The sequence below is a fragment of the Neobacillus bataviensis genome (assembly GCF_019969725.1).
In genome coordinates this window covers 45863-63745 of record NZ_JAHXYW010000009.1, presented here as the reverse complement: position 1 = coordinate 63745, position 17883 = coordinate 45863, and the positions used below count along the sequence as shown (strand labels likewise).

The following is a 17883-nucleotide window of genomic DNA, read 5'->3' as shown; positions in this document are numbered from 1 at the left end:
CATCTCCTGTACATGTAATTTCTCTATCTACAAATGTAAAACTTGGATCAAATATATTGTCTTTGATAATATATATCAATCCCCCAAACACCGTGTGCATTTTTAGTGCGTCACGTCACCATTTGTCTCGATTTCACCTAAATCTACACCTGGAGCAACATAAACATTAGTTTAATAAAACTTCTACTCCATGTAGGAACCCTATCATGATTAAAAGGCTTTTTTTCACTCCTTAATGAAAAAGCTTAATAATATCTCAGCAAATACTCCTTAGCGAGCTGTATACCCTTGGAATATGCTAATTCATTTTTTAAGCTAATATAAATTAGGAATTAGGTTCCTCACCTTTTGGAGAAGAGTCATTCTTTCCAGATGAATTATTGGTTCCAGCTTCAATATTTATTTTTGGAACATCCTTGTTTTTTGAAATTCCAAATGGAGGAGAAAGTATTAACTTGTCCACGGTGTAAGTTCTACTTTTAAATGGCATTAATTCAAAACCATTAAAATCCTCGAGTTTATTTGTAATTGAATAAGTGTTAATAGTAAAACCAGAAAAAATATCTTTTATTTCAGTAAGAGCATCGTCTTTCTCCTGCTTTTTCATGTCAGGTTTCTCAATAATAGATTTTAAATCTTTAATCCGCTTTTCGTAAGATTCAACCATATTTTCCCAACTGTTTTATAGATGGTAACCATCTCATTAAAAATGCGTGATACTTAAGGTTCTCTCTGTGTGGAATGGCCGGATTCCCTGATACTTTTTGATTGTTTCCAATTGGATTGGTCATAACAGACTTCCCCATAATGGTAACTCGATTCCCAATTTCAATATCCCCGACAATCCCACATTGTCCATAGATTGTTATGTGATGGCCAATTCTTTACCTTTTGCGATTCCCACCTGTGCAGCAATGATGCAATGTTCCACAATGATGACTTCATGTCCGATTTGTACAAGGTTATCAACCTTAGTCCCTTTTTAGATGATTGTATCGCCAATCGTCCCACGATCAATGGTGGTATTGGCAACTATTTCTACATCCTCTTCAATCAGAACATGGCCGATATTCTATATTGAAAAGAGCGTTGGCTATATCAAACATATAAATGAGCGCCCGAAACGGAACACTCATTTCACCAGGTTATACAAAAATGGTCTAGTACCTATAATCTCTACCTTTGCCTTTAATAAACTTGGAATAACATCGATCCTTTCATGTTTCTTAACATGTTAAATTTATTTACGAATACAAAAACTTTTATACATATAGTATATATTTTTCAACAAAAAATAATATATATCGTCAGTGTAATTACTTTACTTAAACATATATGGTTATTTTGAGGTGATAATATGAGCAATCTCTCAAAAATCATTGGAGATTTAGTTAAGCAACTTCGTAAATCTCAAGACCTTAACCAAGAAGAATTGGCCGAGCGAGCCGGTTTGCACTTTACTTATATAGGGCAAATAGAAAGAGGAGAAAGAAATTTTTCCGTGGAAACCCTAAATAAAGTTACAGAAGCCTTAGGTCTATCATTAAAAGAGTTTTTCAATGTATTTCCCGAAGAAGAATTAAATGAACTATTAATGAATCGTAAGACAACATTTAACAGACTTAGAAATCTAGAGTCAGAAGAAGAAGAAGCAATACTCAAAATTATTAATGAAATGGTGGATTTATTAGAACGAAAAAAAAGATAAATGATATTATATAAGGCCAATTTATTGAAAGGGGATTTCAATGCCATACAGTTATCCTTTTACACATAACCTCAGAGATGAAACTACATTTAAAAACAATCTTAGAAACTTTTCAGGTGAAATCGTGAGGGCAAACGGTGATGAAACACAAAATAAAAATTTTCTTGACCGTCATACTAAAACAGAAAGAAATGTTATTACTGAACTAACTAGTTATATGCATTTAAAAAATGTTGATTTAACACCAACGAATATTGCGAGAGAAATCGTGTTAGGGAACGAAGAGGCTGTTCTATATAATGCAATAAAAAAATTTCAGTATCCAAATCTATGTGCGCGAAATGGTTTTAGCGCTCTAGAATCTGGAATAGAAATGGTTCCTATGAGGACAATGTTGAAACTGTTATTCCTTAGGTATATGGATGACCCGACAATTGATCATATAGTTACCCTTAATGAAATAAGTTTGTTTTTCTTCTCCAACCCGGACGTATACTCTGCTGGATCAAATGTTGACTGCATTCAGGTTTGGGCTGAAATCCTAGAATACAGAAAGAATGGAACTGTACCTCCAAAAATTGATTCTGACATACATATTGAAGAACGTGAATTACGAGATATGTTTAAGTTTATGAGTTATTCGGGGTTAGTACATTATGAGAGAAGTGATGGTTCTGAATACATTTGTCTTGCAGCGCCAATCAATGATGTAAGACGGAGAATGATTGAAGAAATATGCTTTGATAATAGTTTTTTTGAAATCGTTGATAGGACTAGGACTACCCTAGAACAATACATTGCATATATGGATATGCCTTCACCTGTTCAGGTCCATACACCAAATTTGAATCTCAATCACATTATTCATTGGTTTACAGATAATCCATCGGAAGTTTATTCCGAAGACTTAATTGCAAATTTCCACATCAACTTGAACTGTTTAGAAGATAAACACTTTGTTATCTTATCAGGTATTTCTGGAACTGGGAAGACAAATTTAATTAAGCAATATGCAAATGCCGTCTACAATCTAAATACTACTGACGATAATCCATATTTTCACTTAATCAGTGTGAAACCAGACTGGGAAGATGAGAAACCTTTATTTGGGTATTATAATGCTTTACAAAACAGATATGAAGTTCCAAAATTTTTAGAAGTTCTTTTATTAGCTGCTCAATATCCTAATCAAAAATTTTTCGTTTGTTTAGATGAAATGAACCTAGCTCATGTTGAATATTATTTTGCAGATTTTCTTAGTGCAGTAGAAGCAAAGGAACCAATTAATCTAAATGGGCATCCAATTAGTGAGTTAGAAATACCAAATAATTTATATATTGTTGGCACAATTAATGAAGACGAAACAACCGAACGAATTAGTGACAAGGTTTGGGACAGAGCTTTTAAAATGGAAATGAGTAAAGTAAATATCAAGGGATTTATCGAAAATTATTGTGATAAAAACGATATTAATGCCCAAATTGTAGACGACCTAGAAATACTAAATAATCTAAATAATGTTCTTAAAGAAGTAGATATGCACTTTGGGTATAGAATTGCAAAAGAAGCTATAGAAAAGCTAAATTATAATTACACCCATTTAGATACCTATTTTACTTCCGACTTCTTAACAGACAGTCTAATAATTGAGAAAATTGTTCCTAAGCTAAAAATCGAGATGTTAAGTCAGGAAATTACTGAATCACTCCTTTCTGTAATAGATCAAAATAGGTTCCCAAAGACACATCAAAAAATCCTATCTCTTAAAGAAATCATCGAGTCCGATGATACATGGGGATTGTAAATGATTCTTTATTGGAACAGCAATAAATGGGAGCCGATTGAAAATCTTATATTAATTGAAGGACAAGCCTATAAAATAAAAATACCAAAAGGCTTAATTATCTCAGCAAAAGGTTTACAGGTTATCTCTCAAAGTGGAAAAAGCGATGTCTTTACTTTAAACGTACCATTTTTTACTGGTGATTGTTCGATAGAATTATTAAATAAAAAAAATATCGTTTACAATTATGAATCCTATATATATCCAGATAGTCGAAAGATGGTCTTATCCGATTATTTGAAAATGCTAGGGGATATCTTTAAGGTAGATAATTTATCAATTAGTTTAAATAATGATAATCAGGAGTCTAGATTCCAGTTTACATCAACTAATAAAAAAGTGGGACTTGAGATTCAATTTCTACTGATAGAAAAGTGCTTCAATGAAATATTGGATTCATTTAAAACAATCTGTGCTAACCCTTTAATGAAAAGGGAGAGGGAATTTAAAAAATATCCAAGCTATCGTGGTGACAAATTTGATTCACATGCAGCAATATGGGTATCCCAAAATAGTGGTACCTGTTTTACTACAAAGAGCAATTTACCAACGTTTTATAAAACAAGAATTCACAAAAATGCATATGATATTCTCGAAAATCAAATGATTGTTACCATTATTTACGGCTTGGCGAATATATGTACATTCATGTATAAGAAAAGAAACATTTTATATGCCAAACAAATGGAAAAAACCTTACTGTCCCAACTTTCACGCTCACCTTTTAGGAATTTTTCGGGTCAAAAAGTTTTATTTCAAAAAACACATAAAATAAAAGCAAATAAAAACTACTTATTCTTATACAATTTGTATGAAGTAATCTCTAAAATAATTTTTAACCTAGACCAAACTAAACTTAACCTACTTAGCATCCCAGTATCAAAAACACATAAATTATATGAAATATGGTCATTTATTAAGATAATGGAGTTATTAAGGGATAAAAATAAAATAAATGAATCACTACTGCTTGCCACAGAATACAGTAACAAAGAACAATGTTTAGATATAGTACATGGTAATAGAAGTAAAATAACCCTGAATAACTCGTATGATATGTTTTATCAACTTACTTTTACAAAAGAGGGAGCAAACTTTCATACCTACACCTCTGAACTAATACCTGATATATGTTTAATACTTGATAATAAGATTATAGTACTTGATTCAAAGTATAGGATAGGTTCGAACATAGACGGTGCACTTGCAGAACTCCATAAATATAGAGACGGTATTGTTAAAAGTAGCACTGACCAAAAAGCAGTTACAGAAGCATATATACTTGTCCCTTCTTATTCACCTAGGAAAGAAGTTCATGAAAAAGGCTATAAAGATAAGTGGAAAATGGGATGCATACACTTTAGTCCTTCAAATATTTCAGAACTTGAGAAATTCATTGATGAATCATTGTGAGCGAGGTTATTAAATCGTTAACGACAGTAGTACTAACAGGATAGTCATCATAAAAAAAGTAACTCCACCCTCCATGACAAAGTGTGTGAGTTACTTTTTTACAAAATTTCTAGGATATTGATGATGAGTACATGATACAAAAAAGAAACAAATTATAGTTACTTTTGTTCTTCTCTTTTAATTTCTTTTGAGATTTTGAACATGGATTGTTCTATTTTTTGTTTAAACTTATTTTCCATGCCTTATAGGTTCAATCGGCTACGCATTGAACTGCAAGATGGTGAGTTTCGGCGGATTGATTTCGAGGATGTAATAGGATTATCAGTTGTGGACTAAATTGGAAGGTTTGCAAATCTTGAACAATGTAATCCTTAAGGCTAGCTATTTCTACTGCCTGCTTTCCTTAATGAAAATAAATTGGTTTGGATACCCTATCGAAGAAAATTATTCGGATTGGGTGGTGTATTTGATGAACGATTTGTTGGAAGGGAAACTGTTTGTCTCACGAATTAAAACACAGCTGCTTGATCTGGCCGGTGAGCTAATATCAGACAATCTAACGGATAAGCATTATGCTATAAGCCGTATTTTAAACATTATTGAATACATTGAAAAGCAAGACGTTCCAGTTCCGGAAATACTTGATTCCTTGGCCATAAAAACACGATTGAATTGAAAATATAGATCTATAAAGATTGATAGCTCTATAAGAGCCTAAAATATGCAAGTCTTACATACTTCACCTGGCGTATTTTGGCTCTTTTTTCATTAATAAAGATACTGCCTTTTACAGCATCTCTTAAATGCCAAATACAGAAACTTGATTATGCTTTTATCTTAATGCCTTTTATGTATTCTTTGGACATCTTTATAAGCACCTCAAAACGCTAACGTGTCTTTGGTTTTTTCTACATTATTCTTTTTATCATAATTTGCAACGGCTAAGTCAAAATCGAAAATTTGATGTACAATAAAGTTTCTAATGACTCTCAGTTCATCAATGTCAACATCCTCCCTAAGAATAATATAATCCTTCAGTTGAAACTGCAGCTATATCACTGATATCTCTTTTCTCACCATTATTACTATTCTGTTCATTTCCTCTTTTTCGATAGGTTCTTCCATGATAAAGAAAATAAATATCTTTTAAACACTGTTCAACGACGGCATAAAGTTCAACAGTTAATCCCGCATATTTCCTTGGTTTACGTTCCCCATACATATCTTCCATCTCATCTTCAAGTAAATTTAGAAGTGGACCTTTTTCATCTCCTATTGTAAATCTCACTATTACATCATGTTCGGTCTTTATCTGTTTGATTTGTTCCTTAGCTTTATTTTTTATTTTTTTTAATTCGCCCATGCTGTTTCCTCTTTTCAGATCGTCTTGAATCATAATCAAAAACTTACGAATAAGATCTAAGTTTATTTTTAAACCTCTTTTCATAATCCTCAAGCTTTCCAAGAAAAACTTCCCTTATAACTAGGTCAAGTTCTGATGGTTGAGGTATCTCAAATTCAAATCCGATTACTGATTCTTTGTTCGAGTTCTCCCAACCGCCAATTAAAGCTGCTATATAAATTTGAGTTAGCAATTGATTAATAATTCCATATAGTTGATTTTTGTTCACTGGAAACAAAATAAGAACCCTTCGATGTCCTTCCCATAAGGTAAGATCCTTTTGCTGTTTTTTTATAAGTGAGTTGTTCCAGTAATTCTTTACGCTTAACTGTAGCTCTATGGGCAACCTCCGAGGAAGTATAGCTGTGTAAATCTAGAGATTCAATTAGTTGATTGTAAATATTCTCTTCCTGAAATTCCTTTTTTAAAGGTTGTACGGCAAGCAATTTTTTCTTAGTATTTCTCCTTCTTCAAAAATCCTTTCTGCTTTTTTCCGTAATTCATCCTCAAAAAATCTTGGTAAAAGTAAGAATGTACTTTAAATTAAATTTCTCCTTTTTCATTATGAAATGGGATTAATTCTAAATAAGGGAAATGTTTAAGTTTAAAAAACTTGATTTTTCCATTATCTGATTCATGGCTTACAAAAACTTCAATGGCCAAATTCTTGTTATCTTCTTTAATAAAACCTAAAATATCAGCAATAAATTGGCTGCCTGGTATAACAGTTTCAGTTAAAGCGCTCGTTACATCATAGAATGATTTGATTTCGCTTAAGGAAATGGTGGTTTGGTCTGATATGCCCGCCCTTTTTTTCAGGAGTTCTAAGGCAGGTATATATTCTCCTAAATCAAAAGGTAGTTCAATTCCTTCACCATCATTTTCATTTATTTTTTTTGCCAAATAGTGTTTAGATTCAAAGTGCAGAATGGTTTCGAAGTTAGCTGAACGCTCTGTATCTGGCTTATGGGAGAAATGATGTTCCCGAATAGTTCCCTTTTTCGAGAATACTTCCTCTTTACAATACGGGCAATAAAATAACCGATTTTTTTCTATCCTGTCTTTAATAAAAACAAGGTCTCCAGTGTCGTCATAAGCACAATGTAATTTTACTCCCATATGGTTCACCTTTCTCCGATCTCTTTATATTTATTTACAACTTGTAAAACCTAGCTTTTCTTTTAGTTCATCAAGGAATAAATTATTGTTGTTTTCAAGTATTAAGAATCTGTGCCAATTGAATTTATCGTGAATTAAATCAATCGCTTTTTGGTGCCTTTTAGGTACATCAGAAAATATAACAGTTATAGATTTAAATTTACTGTTTGGTCCATGTCTAATATTATTTATTCTGAAAATATCTTGGATGGCTGTGGTACAAACACCATTTATGTTTATTAGTTCCTGGACCAAAGGACTTTCCTTTTCATTATTTGTTGGGTTTACTGTGCTCATTAGATTTTTAATTGAGAATAGATATTTGATTACGTTATGGTTTTCTATAACTATATCGGGCTCCTGTATTTTTCCATTACTTCCAATGAATCTTTTCCCTATTGATAAGCTGTCGTGTTTATTATGAACTGATTTTTCTATTACGTTTCCTGTCATCCCAAGTGCATGATATAGAAACCGAAACACTAATAACTCAGTAATACCTGTTAGGTTTGCTGTACTCCCACTTAATGTTTCTACAATATCGTAGAAGTCTTTTTTGATTTGAAAAATTTTATTACAAGTAATTGTATTTAAGTTATTATGTAAGAATTTATCCATGCCATTGAATGCATCTGAAAACCTCATGTTGATTCTCCTAATTTATTATTTTCCTATTTTAATTATAAGCGTTTAAAATGATATAAAACTATAATTTATTTAAATCCTTTTTCTGCTGACGGCCCTTATGTGAAGAAGGATTTTCTATTTTAATTGAAGAAATGTTAAAAGTACAAATGTTAATGGGGTGAGGATGTGTATGATACTATGTCAAGGATGGTACAATTCAGTGACCTTAATCACGCCTTTTTTGACTCCTCTGTATTTCAAGCCTGTGCGCTTGAAATCCTTCTTGAATGGGGACATACTGTAGGTATCTGCATGACTATTATTAAATGAAAGGAATGAAGAAATGTGACTGGGAATCGTTGGTCTTCTGATGATATCAATTTTTTGGTAAATAATTACCGAGAAATTGATATTGAAGAAATTTGCAAACGTTTAAATAAAACAAGAAACTCGGTCATTATTAAAGCCAATCGAATGAAGTTAACTCGCCGAATTGTCTCGAGTGAGGAAAACTTCTTGAAACTGAGAGAATGTATCAATGAGGGAATGGGCCTAAATGAAACCACCCATGAATTTGAAGGTTTATTTACAAAAGATCAAATCATGGCTAAGGCACACAGCTTTGGTTTAACCTTCAACAAGTGGTCTAACAAGGAAATATCAATTTTCCTTGATTACTATTCCACTAAAAGCATGGAGGAATTGCTAGTTTTATTACCCAAACGGAGCCAGCAATTTTGAGTTAAAATATAAATTAAAGGCGCGGCACTGTGGAACCATAAAGGGATTCCACTTTGCTAAAAAAATCATCCTAGAAATTACCTTCTAGGATGATTTTTTCATTATTAATCAACCTTTTCCAAAGATATGTAAATAAAAATCGTTAGGATGATTTTTTTGAAGTGTAATTGTGGTGGAATACTGTCAGTAATACGAATTGAAAAATATCCAGAAAAACAAAAGATAAAATAAATTACGGTCGTCTATGTGATGTAGAGTGTTTACAATGTGGTAAGATTTACTATAGTCAACCTTATGATTTTGGAAAGAAAGTTAATAAAGTAAAAAATTTAGAACAAAATTCTAATTAAGAGAAACTCAATTTCATATAGTTTTTTTCATATAAAAAATAAAGCAATGCATATCACAAAGATGCATTGCTTTTATATTGATTTATTTTTGACTAGAAGAAAATTTTATTTTACAGGTACCCGTTCACTTTTCTTTTCAAGTATTATGTGTTTAATTTTCTGACTCAACGTCCTTGCTACCTTTTCAGCTAATAAGGTCGGCACTCCGTTTCCGACTATCTTGTATTGGCCTGTAATAGGAATTTCTAAATCAGGGTTGATTGCCTTTTCAAGTGGAGTACTGTCGTCAATAAAATAATATTCATCCGGGACACTTTGAATTCTAAGACACTCTCTAACTGAAAGTCTTCTAGGGTTAAAATTTTCATAAATTTCATTCGCCATATATTGTAAATCAGAAACAGATTTATCTTCTTTCTTTGCGTAAAGATAACTTAATACTTTGTTTGAAAGGCCACACTCCGGGTGTATAAAATCAATACCATCTTTTGCAATATGGGATCTAAGTGTATTACTAGTACTATGCCACTCTTGAATCCTCATCCCATAGGTGCCACCCTTACCACCTCTTTTAAGCCCACCGTATAGAGCTCTAGGAGAAAAATATTTAAGAGTATTCTCGTGGTTTGGCAAACCCTCTACATTTTTAAGAGCTATATTTAACGTAACACGAGGCGCCTTTTCTATATCTTGAAAGTTAAAAGTAGTATTTAGATCAGATCTAATTCCTATGATAAATACTCTTTCCCTACTTTGTGGCACTCCATATTTAGAGGCATCCAGAGTTTCATATTTCACACTATATCCAAGCAAAGATAGCATATTAACAAATTTAACAAAAAACTCTTTGTGAGTACGTGTTGTAATACCTTTTACATTCTCCGCAACAAAAGCATAAGGATTTTTTTCTTTTATCATCCTATAAAATTGATAAGCCAATTTCCCATTATCATCATTTACCCCTTCGTTTGCACCAGAAAAAGAAAATGGTTGGCAAGGGAATCCTCCAATAATAACATCAGCATCAGGTATTTCTGAAGTTCTCATTCGTGAAATATCCGCAAGGTGTATATGGTCACCGATATTAGTCTTATATGCCTTTACAGCAGCAGGTTCAATATCGTTTGCCCATATTACATTATATCCTGCTCTAACAAAACCATAATCCATTAACCCTCCACCACTGAATAATGAAACAACTTTAATTTGTGACATATATCTCTTCCTTTTCAAGTGATGCAGTAAGAGCCTGAGCAACTGCACGAGCTAATAATGGTGGCACAGCATTACCAACTTGGGTATACTGACTTGTTTTTGTACCTTGGAAAATAAATGAATCATCAAATGATTGGATTCTTGCACTCTCTCTAACAGTAGGTATTCGATCGGTCCATGGATGAAAATGATGACGATGGCCCGTATCAACTGTATATGAAGGCTCTTTACTATCGAGTCTTGTCCAAGCAATATTGAATTTTCTGGTTCCTCTTAGTTCTTCCGGTAAAGATTTAAAATTCTTTCCTTCAGGAACTAAGTGAATAATATCTCTAGTCTTCTGTGAATGATTTGTAGCAATATGATTGTACACATAGTTAGAGTTTATTCTCATCAGTCTTTGATAATCATTCTCTGGTTCTCTAATGTAATTTTGAATCTCTTCACCCATATCCGTTGGGTCGTCAAGTAAGGGCAAATCTGATATTGCTTGTCCTAAAGTAACATGCTCTTGCATGGAATTTATATTAAATAAATCTAATTTACCTTTTGGATCAAAATGAGTTTGAGGTGGGAAAAATATTGGGAACTTATTATTTCGACTACCAATAAAAAATACCCTCTGTCTAATTTGTGGAATACCATAATCTGAAGCCTTCAAAATAGCATATTCAACATGGTATCCTATTTCCCTAAAATCCTGCAGAATTTGTTCTACAAAATAGCCTTTCGCTCTCTTTACCAGCCCCGGGACATTTTCCATAACAAACATTTTGGGCTGAAATTCATTTACCATACGGACGAATTCACGATAAAGCTTATTTCTATCATCATCAATCAATCTTAGCCCTGCAAGAGAAAACCCCTGACATGGTGGACCACCAATGATAACATCAGGATTACCATTATATAGGTTGGCAATCTCTCTTGATTCAAGCTCTTCTATATTTTTTAAGATAAAATGAGTATTTCTATGATTATATTCATAAGTAATTTTCGCTGGTTCCCAAATATCATTAGCAACTACAATATCGTAACCTGCTAATTCAAAGCCCTTTGAGAATCCTCCACAACCTGCGAAAAAATCAAACACTTTGTACGACATGTTAAAACCACCTTGTGGATTCCTATTTTTAACGGTTAGACAAAGTAATATTATATCACTTTTACATCGACTAGGAACTAGTTTTTAATTAAAGAATATTTAACCAGAGCAAACGATAAATATCGTCATTAATTATGCTATCAATTGCTTACACTCATTATAGCACATACGTTCCTGTTTATAAAACAGATTTCTGTATAAACAATCTCTATTAAATAAAAAAAGCCGAAATATACAAGAGGTCCAAAAATCTTGCATATTTTAGCTCTTTAATTTTTATCCTTCTGCCTTATTGCCTTCAGGCAGCCAAAATACATAATATAATTACGTCAATTACCCAGTGATTTACACGGCAGGCCATACTGGAGCTCGTTTAGGTGAGTTGCGTGCTTTGAAGTGGACAGATATCGACCTTGATAATCGACGAATGACGATTACCAAGTCCGCTTATGTGGATAAAGAGGGCAATGTACGAATCAAGGACCTAACAAAGAGTAGAAAAGACCGAAGAATTGTCATTGGGAAAAAGCTTTTGGATTTTTTAAAATGCCACTATAAACGTTATCAAGAGTTAAAAAATCATTTAGGAGATCACTTTAATCCCAATGATTTAGTGTTTTTTAATTCAAATGGTCATTATCTTAACCCTCGCGAATTACACAAGGCTTATAAAATTGCGCTTAAACGAGCTGGATTAAAGGAATCTCGTTTTCACGACCTAAGACATTCTCACGCTTCCATTTTGCTGCAAAAAAATGTACATCCCAAAATTGTCAGTGAACGTTTAGGCCACTCTACCATTGGGATTACATTAGATATATATAGTCATGTGATTCCTTCTCTTCAGGAACAGGCGGTTGAGGTTTTTGACGACGAAGATGATAACGAATAGTCACAGTACCCATTTGGCACCCAATGTGAGAAAAAGGATAAATTCGAGGCTTTCTGCTTCATTAGTGAAAAGACTCTATCCCTTGATATGCAAGGGTTAGTGGGACTGTGTGGGAATCGAACCCACCAGACCTGGCACGCAGGTCTCAAGCAGTTTTGAAGACTGTCGAGACCACCAGTACTTATGTATAGAGAGGATTTATCAAAGCAAAACTTCAGTCAAATTGAAGATATCCAGCTGAAATTATTTTTAATATTCAAGATACTAACTCTCTTTTTTCTGTTACAAGTATTTCACATTAATTAAATTCGTTCCCTTTACATTATTTCTGTTCTTCCCAATGTTTTGCATTTGTAAGTGCCTTTTTTTTCTACAATCATAAATCCTTTTTTTGGTTCAGTTAATATATTTACAGAGTTTTTTGTATTATGTGTAATCATACCCTTAAGTTCCTCTGTTTGACGGCATTTATTGCGAAAAGCAGATTCCTTCATCACAATTTCTATTGTATGTCTGTTGCTTAAGAAGACCTTTGTTAATTTAACGCCTCTCGGCTGTGTGTTTCTTACGTGATTGAGTGCAAACCAAACACAATTTTCCTTTTTGTACGATTTTGTTGGAAATAGCCATATATTTAAAGAAGCATCTATTTTAATTGGATACATTTTTCTCTTTTTTCCAAGTAAAAGTTGAGAGCTTTTAAGTGCTCCCTTTAAATTGGATCCATAACTCATAAGAGACTTATCAATTAGCTTGACCGGCGGCATTGCCACTAAAAACATGTCGTCACCATCAATAACAAACGTGAATAATTCCCCATTTTTGTGAATTACTCCATAAAATAGAACTGTTTTCTCATTAATTAAATAATTATATTTAAGTTCCATTTTGTTAACCCCTTTCGTTAAAGTTATCAATAATTTGTTTTTAAAACTTTGATTTTTACTCGAAAAAGGGTATACTAACATAAAGTTGGTTTACCCCAACTTGTCAAAACTCATGGGTGCCGTCTGCCAGGACATGATCACCTATGGGCTTTTTTATTAATATTTCTCACATTCTCCTCACCTCCCTTGGAGCTGCAGCCATTTGACTAGCTTTTAGATATTCTCTTTGTCATTTGCTAAATAGTAATAGCCAGCCCTTGTTGTGCCCTTGAACTCATTCCAAATGGGATTTGTACTATTGAAATCAAAATTTTTTTAACTGCCTCATTCGAGTTGTCAGTTTTAGCTTTCATTCTTCAAAACTATTTTTTTTCAAAACCTTTATTCGCAATCCTTTCTTTTTTAATAATAAATAAAATTTCATGTAAATCCTTTGAATAGAGGTGGTTGATGAATGTTGCGTTATTCTTCTGGCTGCATGATTATGTAGATCGGAGAATAGCAGATCATCATGTTTCCATTAACAATAATTTTTTAAATTTCTAAGCTGTTGGATAGCTTCTAGATGGGGAATCGGGCGGTATTTGGTTAGTTTAAAAATAGTTAAGGATAAGGCAATTTGAAAACCCGTTAAGCTGGATACATACTTCCTGCGATTGGCCATTTCTTGTGGGAATAACTTTTTCCACGTTTCAAAGAATACCAGTGAAATGGGCATTACTTCATCCAGTTGGTATGTACTGAAGTTGCTTCGCCTTTTTTAGCTGATAAGTTACCTCCAAATAAGGTAAGACGGCATTTTCTCTTGATAGTAAGTGTTGGATGGGTTATGGTTTGTAAGTCGTGATAATTCATGTACAATTTTAAATTGATGTTGATGGTTCAATACTACTTTTCTAGTTAATTCCGTATAGGTGTCACTGTAATCATATTGGATAATTAATCCAATGTGAGCCTCTTTCCTCTCGGTTTTAATGTCGGTGAAAAGCAGTCTTTCTAAATCCTGAATTCTAACTTTCGCTGTACTTCCGGGTCTACTTCAAACAGCGCTTTCAATGTAGAAAAGCGTATTTATATTGCCAATTCCTTCTATATACGTTTTAAAGTCATAATTCGACAATCTTCAACAACCCTTCCAAAAACATTATAATTTTTTCCATATAAAAAAGTAAATTGGAATTTATAGTTCTTCATTTATCAAACTTTACTCACGGAATTATTACTTGCCCCATTTTTAGCAGAACCTTGACGGAATTTCATTATAGTAGTAAACTAATATTTTCATTTTATTAAAAGCAATTCTTTCATGATTATTTGATCAAAATTTCAAAAAAACCCCCCACCGATTAACCTAGTTTTTAACAAAAATTACTCTATAAATAAAATTAAACAATTGTGAACGAAATTGACATTTTTCGTTCACGAAGAATTCATTTTTGGAAAGTACCTTATATCACCATTGGATTTTTAAGTAAAATTCATAAATAAAAAAGCCATGGGCTTATGGAAGAATCCAAAAGCAATTCACGGCTTTAAATCAATATACTGCTAGAAAATCATTATCTATTGCACACACCCATTAAATCCCCATTTTGTTACATAATTTGGATGACTCCATATGTTTATTTTGCTGGATTTCGCCAATCTTTCTTCATCCTTATATTTTGCTAAAAATTTATAAGGAGGGTTAATGACATAGGCCACTCGGGCATATCCTTCCTTCAGCAGTGTCTCTTGAACCGATTTTCCATCCACATAAACATAAGCCAGCAGCCGTCCGTATGCATCCCTAAAATTCCCTTGTTCTAGCTCCATCGTTAAGTTGCCGATTTTAACCAGCTGGTCATTCCTTTGAAAAGCTTCCAACGCATATGGGTGGAGACACTTTCCATTCCTTTTCATTTCCGGAGTATCAATTAATAGATATCGAATTTTTTCGGTTTTTCCTTGATATTTCACCTTGATGGTATCACCATCGATTGTTCTAACTAAAATGATTGGTTCCTGTATCGATGGACTGCCGGCATTATCTTCTACTTCTTTCGTCAGAATGCTAATCTCCTGGTATTTTTCTTCTTTCTGGGTATGTGGTGTAGGAAGTGCAAGTGATGCTGCTACTGTGATTAACAAAACGATCACTATCTTCTTCCTCATCCATTTACCACATAACTTTCCAAATCCACAAACTGTCCATATTGCTTATTGAACCCAAGTTCTACTGTTCCGGTTGGACCATTCCGATGCTTGGCAAGTATAATTTCCATTCTGTCTTTTTGCTTGGTATCCCTCGTATAGTAATCATCCCGGTATAGGAAGGCTATCAAATCGGCATCCTGTTCGATTTGACCGCTTTCCCTCAGGTCCGAGAGAATCGGCCGTTTGTCCTCGCGACTTTCAACTCCGCGGCTCAATTGCGAAAGAGCGATGACGACCACATTTAGTTCACGCGCCATGGTTTTAAGTGCCCGGCTGATTTCACTAATTTCCGCCTGACGATTTTGCTTATGTACCGGATTTCCTTTAATGAGCTGGAGATAGTCTATGACTACCAGCATCCTTTTTTGCTCACCGTATTGTTTTCGCATTTTCCGTACCTTTGACCAAATATAGGAAACATTCATTCCTGCACGGTCAAAAATATGCAGGTTTATATTAGACATCTTCCCAATCGTTTCGGAAAATTGCTCCCAATCTTGGTCTTCAAATTCTTTTTGCGGGTTTTTCATTTTGATGCTGTTTATTTTTCCCGATAGGCACACAATCCGTTTCATCAGCTGTATTTTTGGCATTTCCAAAGAAAAAAACAGGCTAACATCGTGTATGGCCGCATGCACAGCGACATTCAAGGCAAATGCCGTCTTTCCGATACTAGGGCGGGCACCTAAAATGATTAAATCGGATTTTTGAAAACCGCAGGTCATCTTGTCCAAGTAGCTAAAGCCGGAAGGTATGCCCACCATTTCGCCATGATCCTTTTCGCATTCACCATATAATTCGACAAGTGCTGATCGGATATCACTGCTCTCGCCGTCATTAGGATCATCCCCAATCTCCATCAGTTCTTGGATGCCATCGTTTAATGTCTTGCTGATTTCTGATGACTTTGCCTGCTCGATGATTTTACTGGCAATTTGAATCGTCTTTCTTTTTTGATCGTATTCCCTGACCAATTTTTCATAAAAATGAAAGTTGGCTGTGGTTGGAACACTCCCCGCTAATTGGTTGAGATAACTGACTCCGCCGATCGTTTGAAGAGTCGGAATTCCAATTTCTTCAACTAAGGTTATAACATCTATTGGCTTTCCTTTTTCATCTAAACTGCGGATGGCTGAATAAATCTTCCTAAGTTGCCAAGAGTACAGCTGCTCCGGAAGTACCATGCACTCTTTAATTAATGTTTCATCTAAAAAGAATGCCCCCACAAATGCCTCTTCTGCACTCTGGTTATTTGGCTCTAAATAGTCCATCACCCTTCACCCCTGACAATCCCTAAAATCTTTCTCATTTCTGCTAAATGACGTTCGACCACTTCCTCGGATGCTAGTGGCGGCTTTCGGATAATCCATTTCATCGTTTCTTCCTGGCTTGGAGTCATATTCATCGGAGGTGATTTTTTCACCAGGTCAGCCAGTTTCGGAGGAAATGTTGATTCCACTACAAAGGAAAGTAAGTTTTGATGCACTTCATCAAACGAATAGCCTTTCAGTGCTTCATGCCATAGATTCACTTTCTCTTGATTTACCACAAACTGATCATAAAAAACGGCAATCTGCTTTAATAATTCAAATGTTTCACGCTTAATCATGTAAATCAAAATCCTCCTCGCTCAGTGTTTTTTTGGTAGATTTCTGGTTTAAATACGATTCAAATTTGGTGCCAAATAATGTCGCTGGACGAAGGTATTTGCACATCCGCGGGTCCTCCAGCCAGTCCACTGTTTTTAAGTCTATGACTTTTTTAAAATCCTCCAGTGTGAAGCCTTCTCTGACTCTAGCTCGAATGAGTTCCTGTGTTTTATTCGTGCCTGGCTTGTAGTCGGCTTTTGTTTTTTCATTGAAATATTGAATGATTTCGAGAACAGGAGCTTTGTCGTTTGAAGTCATTCCTTGTATTTCAGTGTTTACTAGAGTCGTTTCTATAGGTTCTTCTTCCTGGCTAAGGGGCACTAATTGTTTAGGCTTGATTTCCTCTAACTCTCCCAATCGCTCATAGTTAATTGTGTACCATTTGGTCTTATCAATCTGCATTTGATTAAAGTTTCCTGAAATCAACAGCTCCCGGTCCTCCAGTGTACGAATGGCCCTTCTGATCGTTCTTTCTGACCAGAAGGGGAACTGTTTCTGCCAATCCTTGTATGTATTGTAAATCCATTTTCGTCCCCCGATTACATGTTGACTGGACTCTACCCAATAATGAATCTGTTGTAATATAGCCGCTTCATTCAATCCAAGCTTCACTGCTAACGATGGGAGAATCATAATGGGTACTTCATTCATTAATAATCTGCTCATTGAACTCCTACCTTTCATTAAATTGGTCCGT

The 17883-nt window shown here is 34.1% G+C and carries 19 protein-coding genes; 6 read left to right on the top strand and 13 right to left on the bottom strand.

What is annotated here, in order from left to right; genetic code table 11:
• Positions 1-325: 325 nt before the first annotated feature.
• Positions 326-667 carry a hypothetical protein gene (locus tag LC455_RS20855; protein WP_223593632.1) on the bottom strand — a complete coding sequence of 114 codons (342 nt, stop codon included), beginning with the start codon at positions 665-667 and terminating at the stop codon, positions 326-328.
• Positions 668-1357: 690 nt separating this feature from the next.
• Here LC455_RS20855 and LC455_RS20845 point away from each other — a divergent pair.
• The 4 genes from LC455_RS20845 to LC455_RS20830 all read left to right on the top strand — a co-directional run bounded on the left by LC455_RS20845 (position 1358) and on the right by LC455_RS20830 (position 5640).
• A complete protein-coding gene (locus tag LC455_RS20845) occupies positions 1358-1708 on the top strand; it encodes a helix-turn-helix domain-containing protein (protein ID WP_223593631.1) in 351 nt (116 codons plus the stop codon).
• 40 nt (positions 1709-1748) lie between these two features.
• A complete protein-coding gene (locus LC455_RS20840; protein ID WP_223593630.1) occupies positions 1749-3512 on the top strand; it encodes an McrB family protein in 1764 nt (587 codons plus the stop codon).
• On the top strand, positions 3513-4964 hold the full coding sequence (locus tag LC455_RS20835; RefSeq protein ID WP_223593629.1) for a DUF2357 domain-containing protein: 1452 nt from the start codon (positions 3513-3515) through the stop codon (positions 4962-4964). It abuts the gene before it with no gap.
• 469 nt (positions 4965-5433) lie between these two features.
• Positions 5434-5640 (top strand): hypothetical protein, encoded by a 207-nt coding sequence (locus LC455_RS20830; RefSeq protein WP_223593628.1) that lies wholly within the window; start codon positions 5434-5436, stop codon positions 5638-5640.
• Positions 5641-5979: 339 nt separating this feature from the next.
• Here the strand turns inward: LC455_RS20830 and LC455_RS20825 are convergent, their stop codons facing one another.
• The 4 genes from LC455_RS20825 to LC455_RS20810 all read right to left on the bottom strand — a co-directional run bounded on the left by LC455_RS20825 (position 5980) and on the right by LC455_RS20810 (position 8169).
• Positions 5980-6327: a hypothetical protein gene (locus tag LC455_RS20825; protein ID WP_223593627.1), complete on the bottom strand. Its 348-nt coding sequence runs from the start codon at positions 6325-6327 to the stop codon at positions 5980-5982.
• Between the two features lie 43 nt (positions 6328-6370).
• Entirely contained in the window at positions 6371-6604 is a 234-nt protein-coding gene (locus LC455_RS20820; RefSeq protein ID WP_223593626.1) for a hypothetical protein, read from the bottom strand.
• A 305-nt stretch (positions 6605-6909) separates the two neighbouring features.
• Positions 6910-7485 carry a competence protein CoiA family protein gene (locus LC455_RS20815; RefSeq protein WP_223593625.1) on the bottom strand — a complete coding sequence of 192 codons (576 nt, stop codon included), beginning with the start codon at positions 7483-7485 and terminating at the stop codon, positions 6910-6912.
• Between the two features lie 30 nt (positions 7486-7515).
• The gene (locus LC455_RS20810; RefSeq protein ID WP_223593623.1) at positions 7516-8169 is read right to left on the bottom strand and encodes a hypothetical protein; all 654 of its coding nucleotides are present in this window, start codon (positions 8167-8169) and stop codon (positions 7516-7518) included.
• Positions 8170-8496: 327 nt separating this feature from the next.
• On the opposite strand from LC455_RS20810, the gene LC455_RS20805 reads away from it, so the two are divergent.
• Positions 8497-8892 (top strand): hypothetical protein, encoded by a 396-nt coding sequence (locus LC455_RS20805; RefSeq protein WP_223593621.1) that lies wholly within the window; start codon positions 8497-8499, stop codon positions 8890-8892.
• 455 nt (positions 8893-9347) lie between these two features.
• Here LC455_RS20805 and LC455_RS20800 read toward each other — a convergent pair whose 3' ends face one another.
• Positions 9348-10457 carry a DNA cytosine methyltransferase gene (locus LC455_RS20800; protein WP_223593620.1) on the bottom strand — a complete coding sequence of 370 codons (1110 nt, stop codon included), beginning with the start codon at positions 10455-10457 and terminating at the stop codon, positions 9348-9350.
• Positions 10444-11562 (bottom strand): DNA cytosine methyltransferase, encoded by a 1119-nt coding sequence (locus LC455_RS20795; RefSeq protein WP_223593618.1) that lies wholly within the window; start codon positions 11560-11562, stop codon positions 10444-10446. Before LC455_RS20795 ends, LC455_RS20800 begins: the two co-directional genes overlap by 14 nt.
• A 340-nt stretch (positions 11563-11902) precedes the next feature.
• On the opposite strand from LC455_RS20795, the gene LC455_RS20790 reads away from it, so the two are divergent.
• On the top strand, positions 11903-12454 hold the full coding sequence (locus LC455_RS20790) for a site-specific integrase (RefSeq protein WP_223593616.1): 552 nt from the start codon (positions 11903-11905) through the stop codon (positions 12452-12454).
• A gap of 317 nt (positions 12455-12771) precedes the next feature.
• Here LC455_RS20790 and LC455_RS20785 read toward each other — a convergent pair whose 3' ends face one another.
• From LC455_RS20785 to LC455_RS20760, 6 genes are all read right to left on the bottom strand, one after another.
• Positions 12772-13341, bottom strand: coding sequence for a competence protein ComK (locus LC455_RS20785; protein WP_223593614.1), 570 nt, complete (start codon positions 13339-13341; stop codon positions 12772-12774).
• Positions 13342-13861: 520 nt separating this feature from the next.
• Positions 13862-14059 (bottom strand): hypothetical protein, encoded by a 198-nt coding sequence (locus LC455_RS20780; protein WP_223593613.1) that lies wholly within the window; start codon positions 14057-14059, stop codon positions 13862-13864.
• Positions 14060-14904: 845 nt separating this feature from the next.
• Positions 14905-15495 carry a thermonuclease family protein gene (locus LC455_RS20775; RefSeq protein ID WP_223593611.1) on the bottom strand — a complete coding sequence of 197 codons (591 nt, stop codon included), beginning with the start codon at positions 15493-15495 and terminating at the stop codon, positions 14905-14907.
• Complete coding sequence (dnaB, locus tag LC455_RS20770; RefSeq protein ID WP_223593609.1) at positions 15492-16808, bottom strand: replicative DNA helicase; 1317 nt, start codon at positions 16806-16808, stop codon at positions 15492-15494. Before dnaB ends, LC455_RS20775 begins: the two co-directional genes overlap by 4 nt.
• Positions 16808-17146, bottom strand: coding sequence for a replicative helicase loader/inhibitor (locus LC455_RS20765; RefSeq protein WP_223593608.1), 339 nt, complete (start codon positions 17144-17146; stop codon positions 16808-16810). Before LC455_RS20765 ends, dnaB begins: the two co-directional genes overlap by 1 nt.
• Positions 17139-17852: a conserved phage C-terminal domain-containing protein gene (locus LC455_RS20760; RefSeq protein ID WP_223593606.1), complete on the bottom strand. Its 714-nt coding sequence runs from the start codon at positions 17850-17852 to the stop codon at positions 17139-17141. The genes LC455_RS20765 and LC455_RS20760 overlap by 8 nt, the downstream gene beginning before the upstream one ends.
• Between the last annotated feature and the right edge of the window lie 31 nt (positions 17853-17883).

Bases quoted from the DNA above. Each gene is read 5' to 3' on its own strand.
- LC455_RS20795 (WP_223593618.1), bottom strand. From the start codon at position 11,562: ATGTCGTACAAAGTGTTTGATTTTTTCGCAGGTTGTGGAGGATTCTCA.
- LC455_RS20825 (WP_223593627.1), bottom strand. From the start codon at position 6,327: ATGGGCGAATTAAAAAAAATAAAAAATAAAGCTAAGGAACAAATCAAA.
- LC455_RS20775 (WP_223593611.1), bottom strand. From the start codon at position 15,495: ATGAGGAAGAAGATAGTGATCGTTTTGTTAATCACAGTAGCAGCATCA.
- LC455_RS20845 (WP_223593631.1), top strand. From the start codon at position 1,358: ATGAGCAATCTCTCAAAAATCATTGGAGATTTAGTTAAGCAACTTCGT.
- LC455_RS20765 (WP_223593608.1), bottom strand. From the start codon at position 17,146: ATGATTAAGCGTGAAACATTTGAATTATTAAAGCAGATTGCCGTTTTT.
- dnaB (WP_223593609.1), bottom strand. From the start codon at position 16,808: ATGGACTATTTAGAGCCAAATAACCAGAGTGCAGAAGAGGCATTTGTG.
- LC455_RS20835 (WP_223593629.1), top strand. From the start codon at position 3,513: ATGATTCTTTATTGGAACAGCAATAAATGGGAGCCGATTGAAAATCTT.
- LC455_RS20830 (WP_223593628.1), top strand. From the start codon at position 5,434: ATGAACGATTTGTTGGAAGGGAAACTGTTTGTCTCACGAATTAAAACA.
- LC455_RS20780 (WP_223593613.1), bottom strand. From the start codon at position 14,059: ATGCCCATTTCACTGGTATTCTTTGAAACGTGGAAAAAGTTATTCCCA.
- LC455_RS20840 (WP_223593630.1), top strand. From the start codon at position 1,749: ATGCCATACAGTTATCCTTTTACACATAACCTCAGAGATGAAACTACA.
- LC455_RS20760 (WP_223593606.1), bottom strand. From the start codon at position 17,852: ATGAGCAGATTATTAATGAATGAAGTACCCATTATGATTCTCCCATCG.
- LC455_RS20785 (WP_223593614.1), bottom strand. From the start codon at position 13,341: ATGGAACTTAAATATAATTATTTAATTAATGAGAAAACAGTTCTATTT.
- LC455_RS20855 (WP_223593632.1), bottom strand. From the start codon at position 667: ATGGTTGAATCTTACGAAAAGCGGATTAAAGATTTAAAATCTATTATT.
- LC455_RS20800 (WP_223593620.1), bottom strand. From the start codon at position 10,457: ATGTCACAAATTAAAGTTGTTTCATTATTCAGTGGTGGAGGGTTAATG.
- LC455_RS20815 (WP_223593625.1), bottom strand. From the start codon at position 7,485: ATGGGAGTAAAATTACATTGTGCTTATGACGACACTGGAGACCTTGTT.
- LC455_RS20810 (WP_223593623.1), bottom strand. From the start codon at position 8,169: ATGAGGTTTTCAGATGCATTCAATGGCATGGATAAATTCTTACATAAT.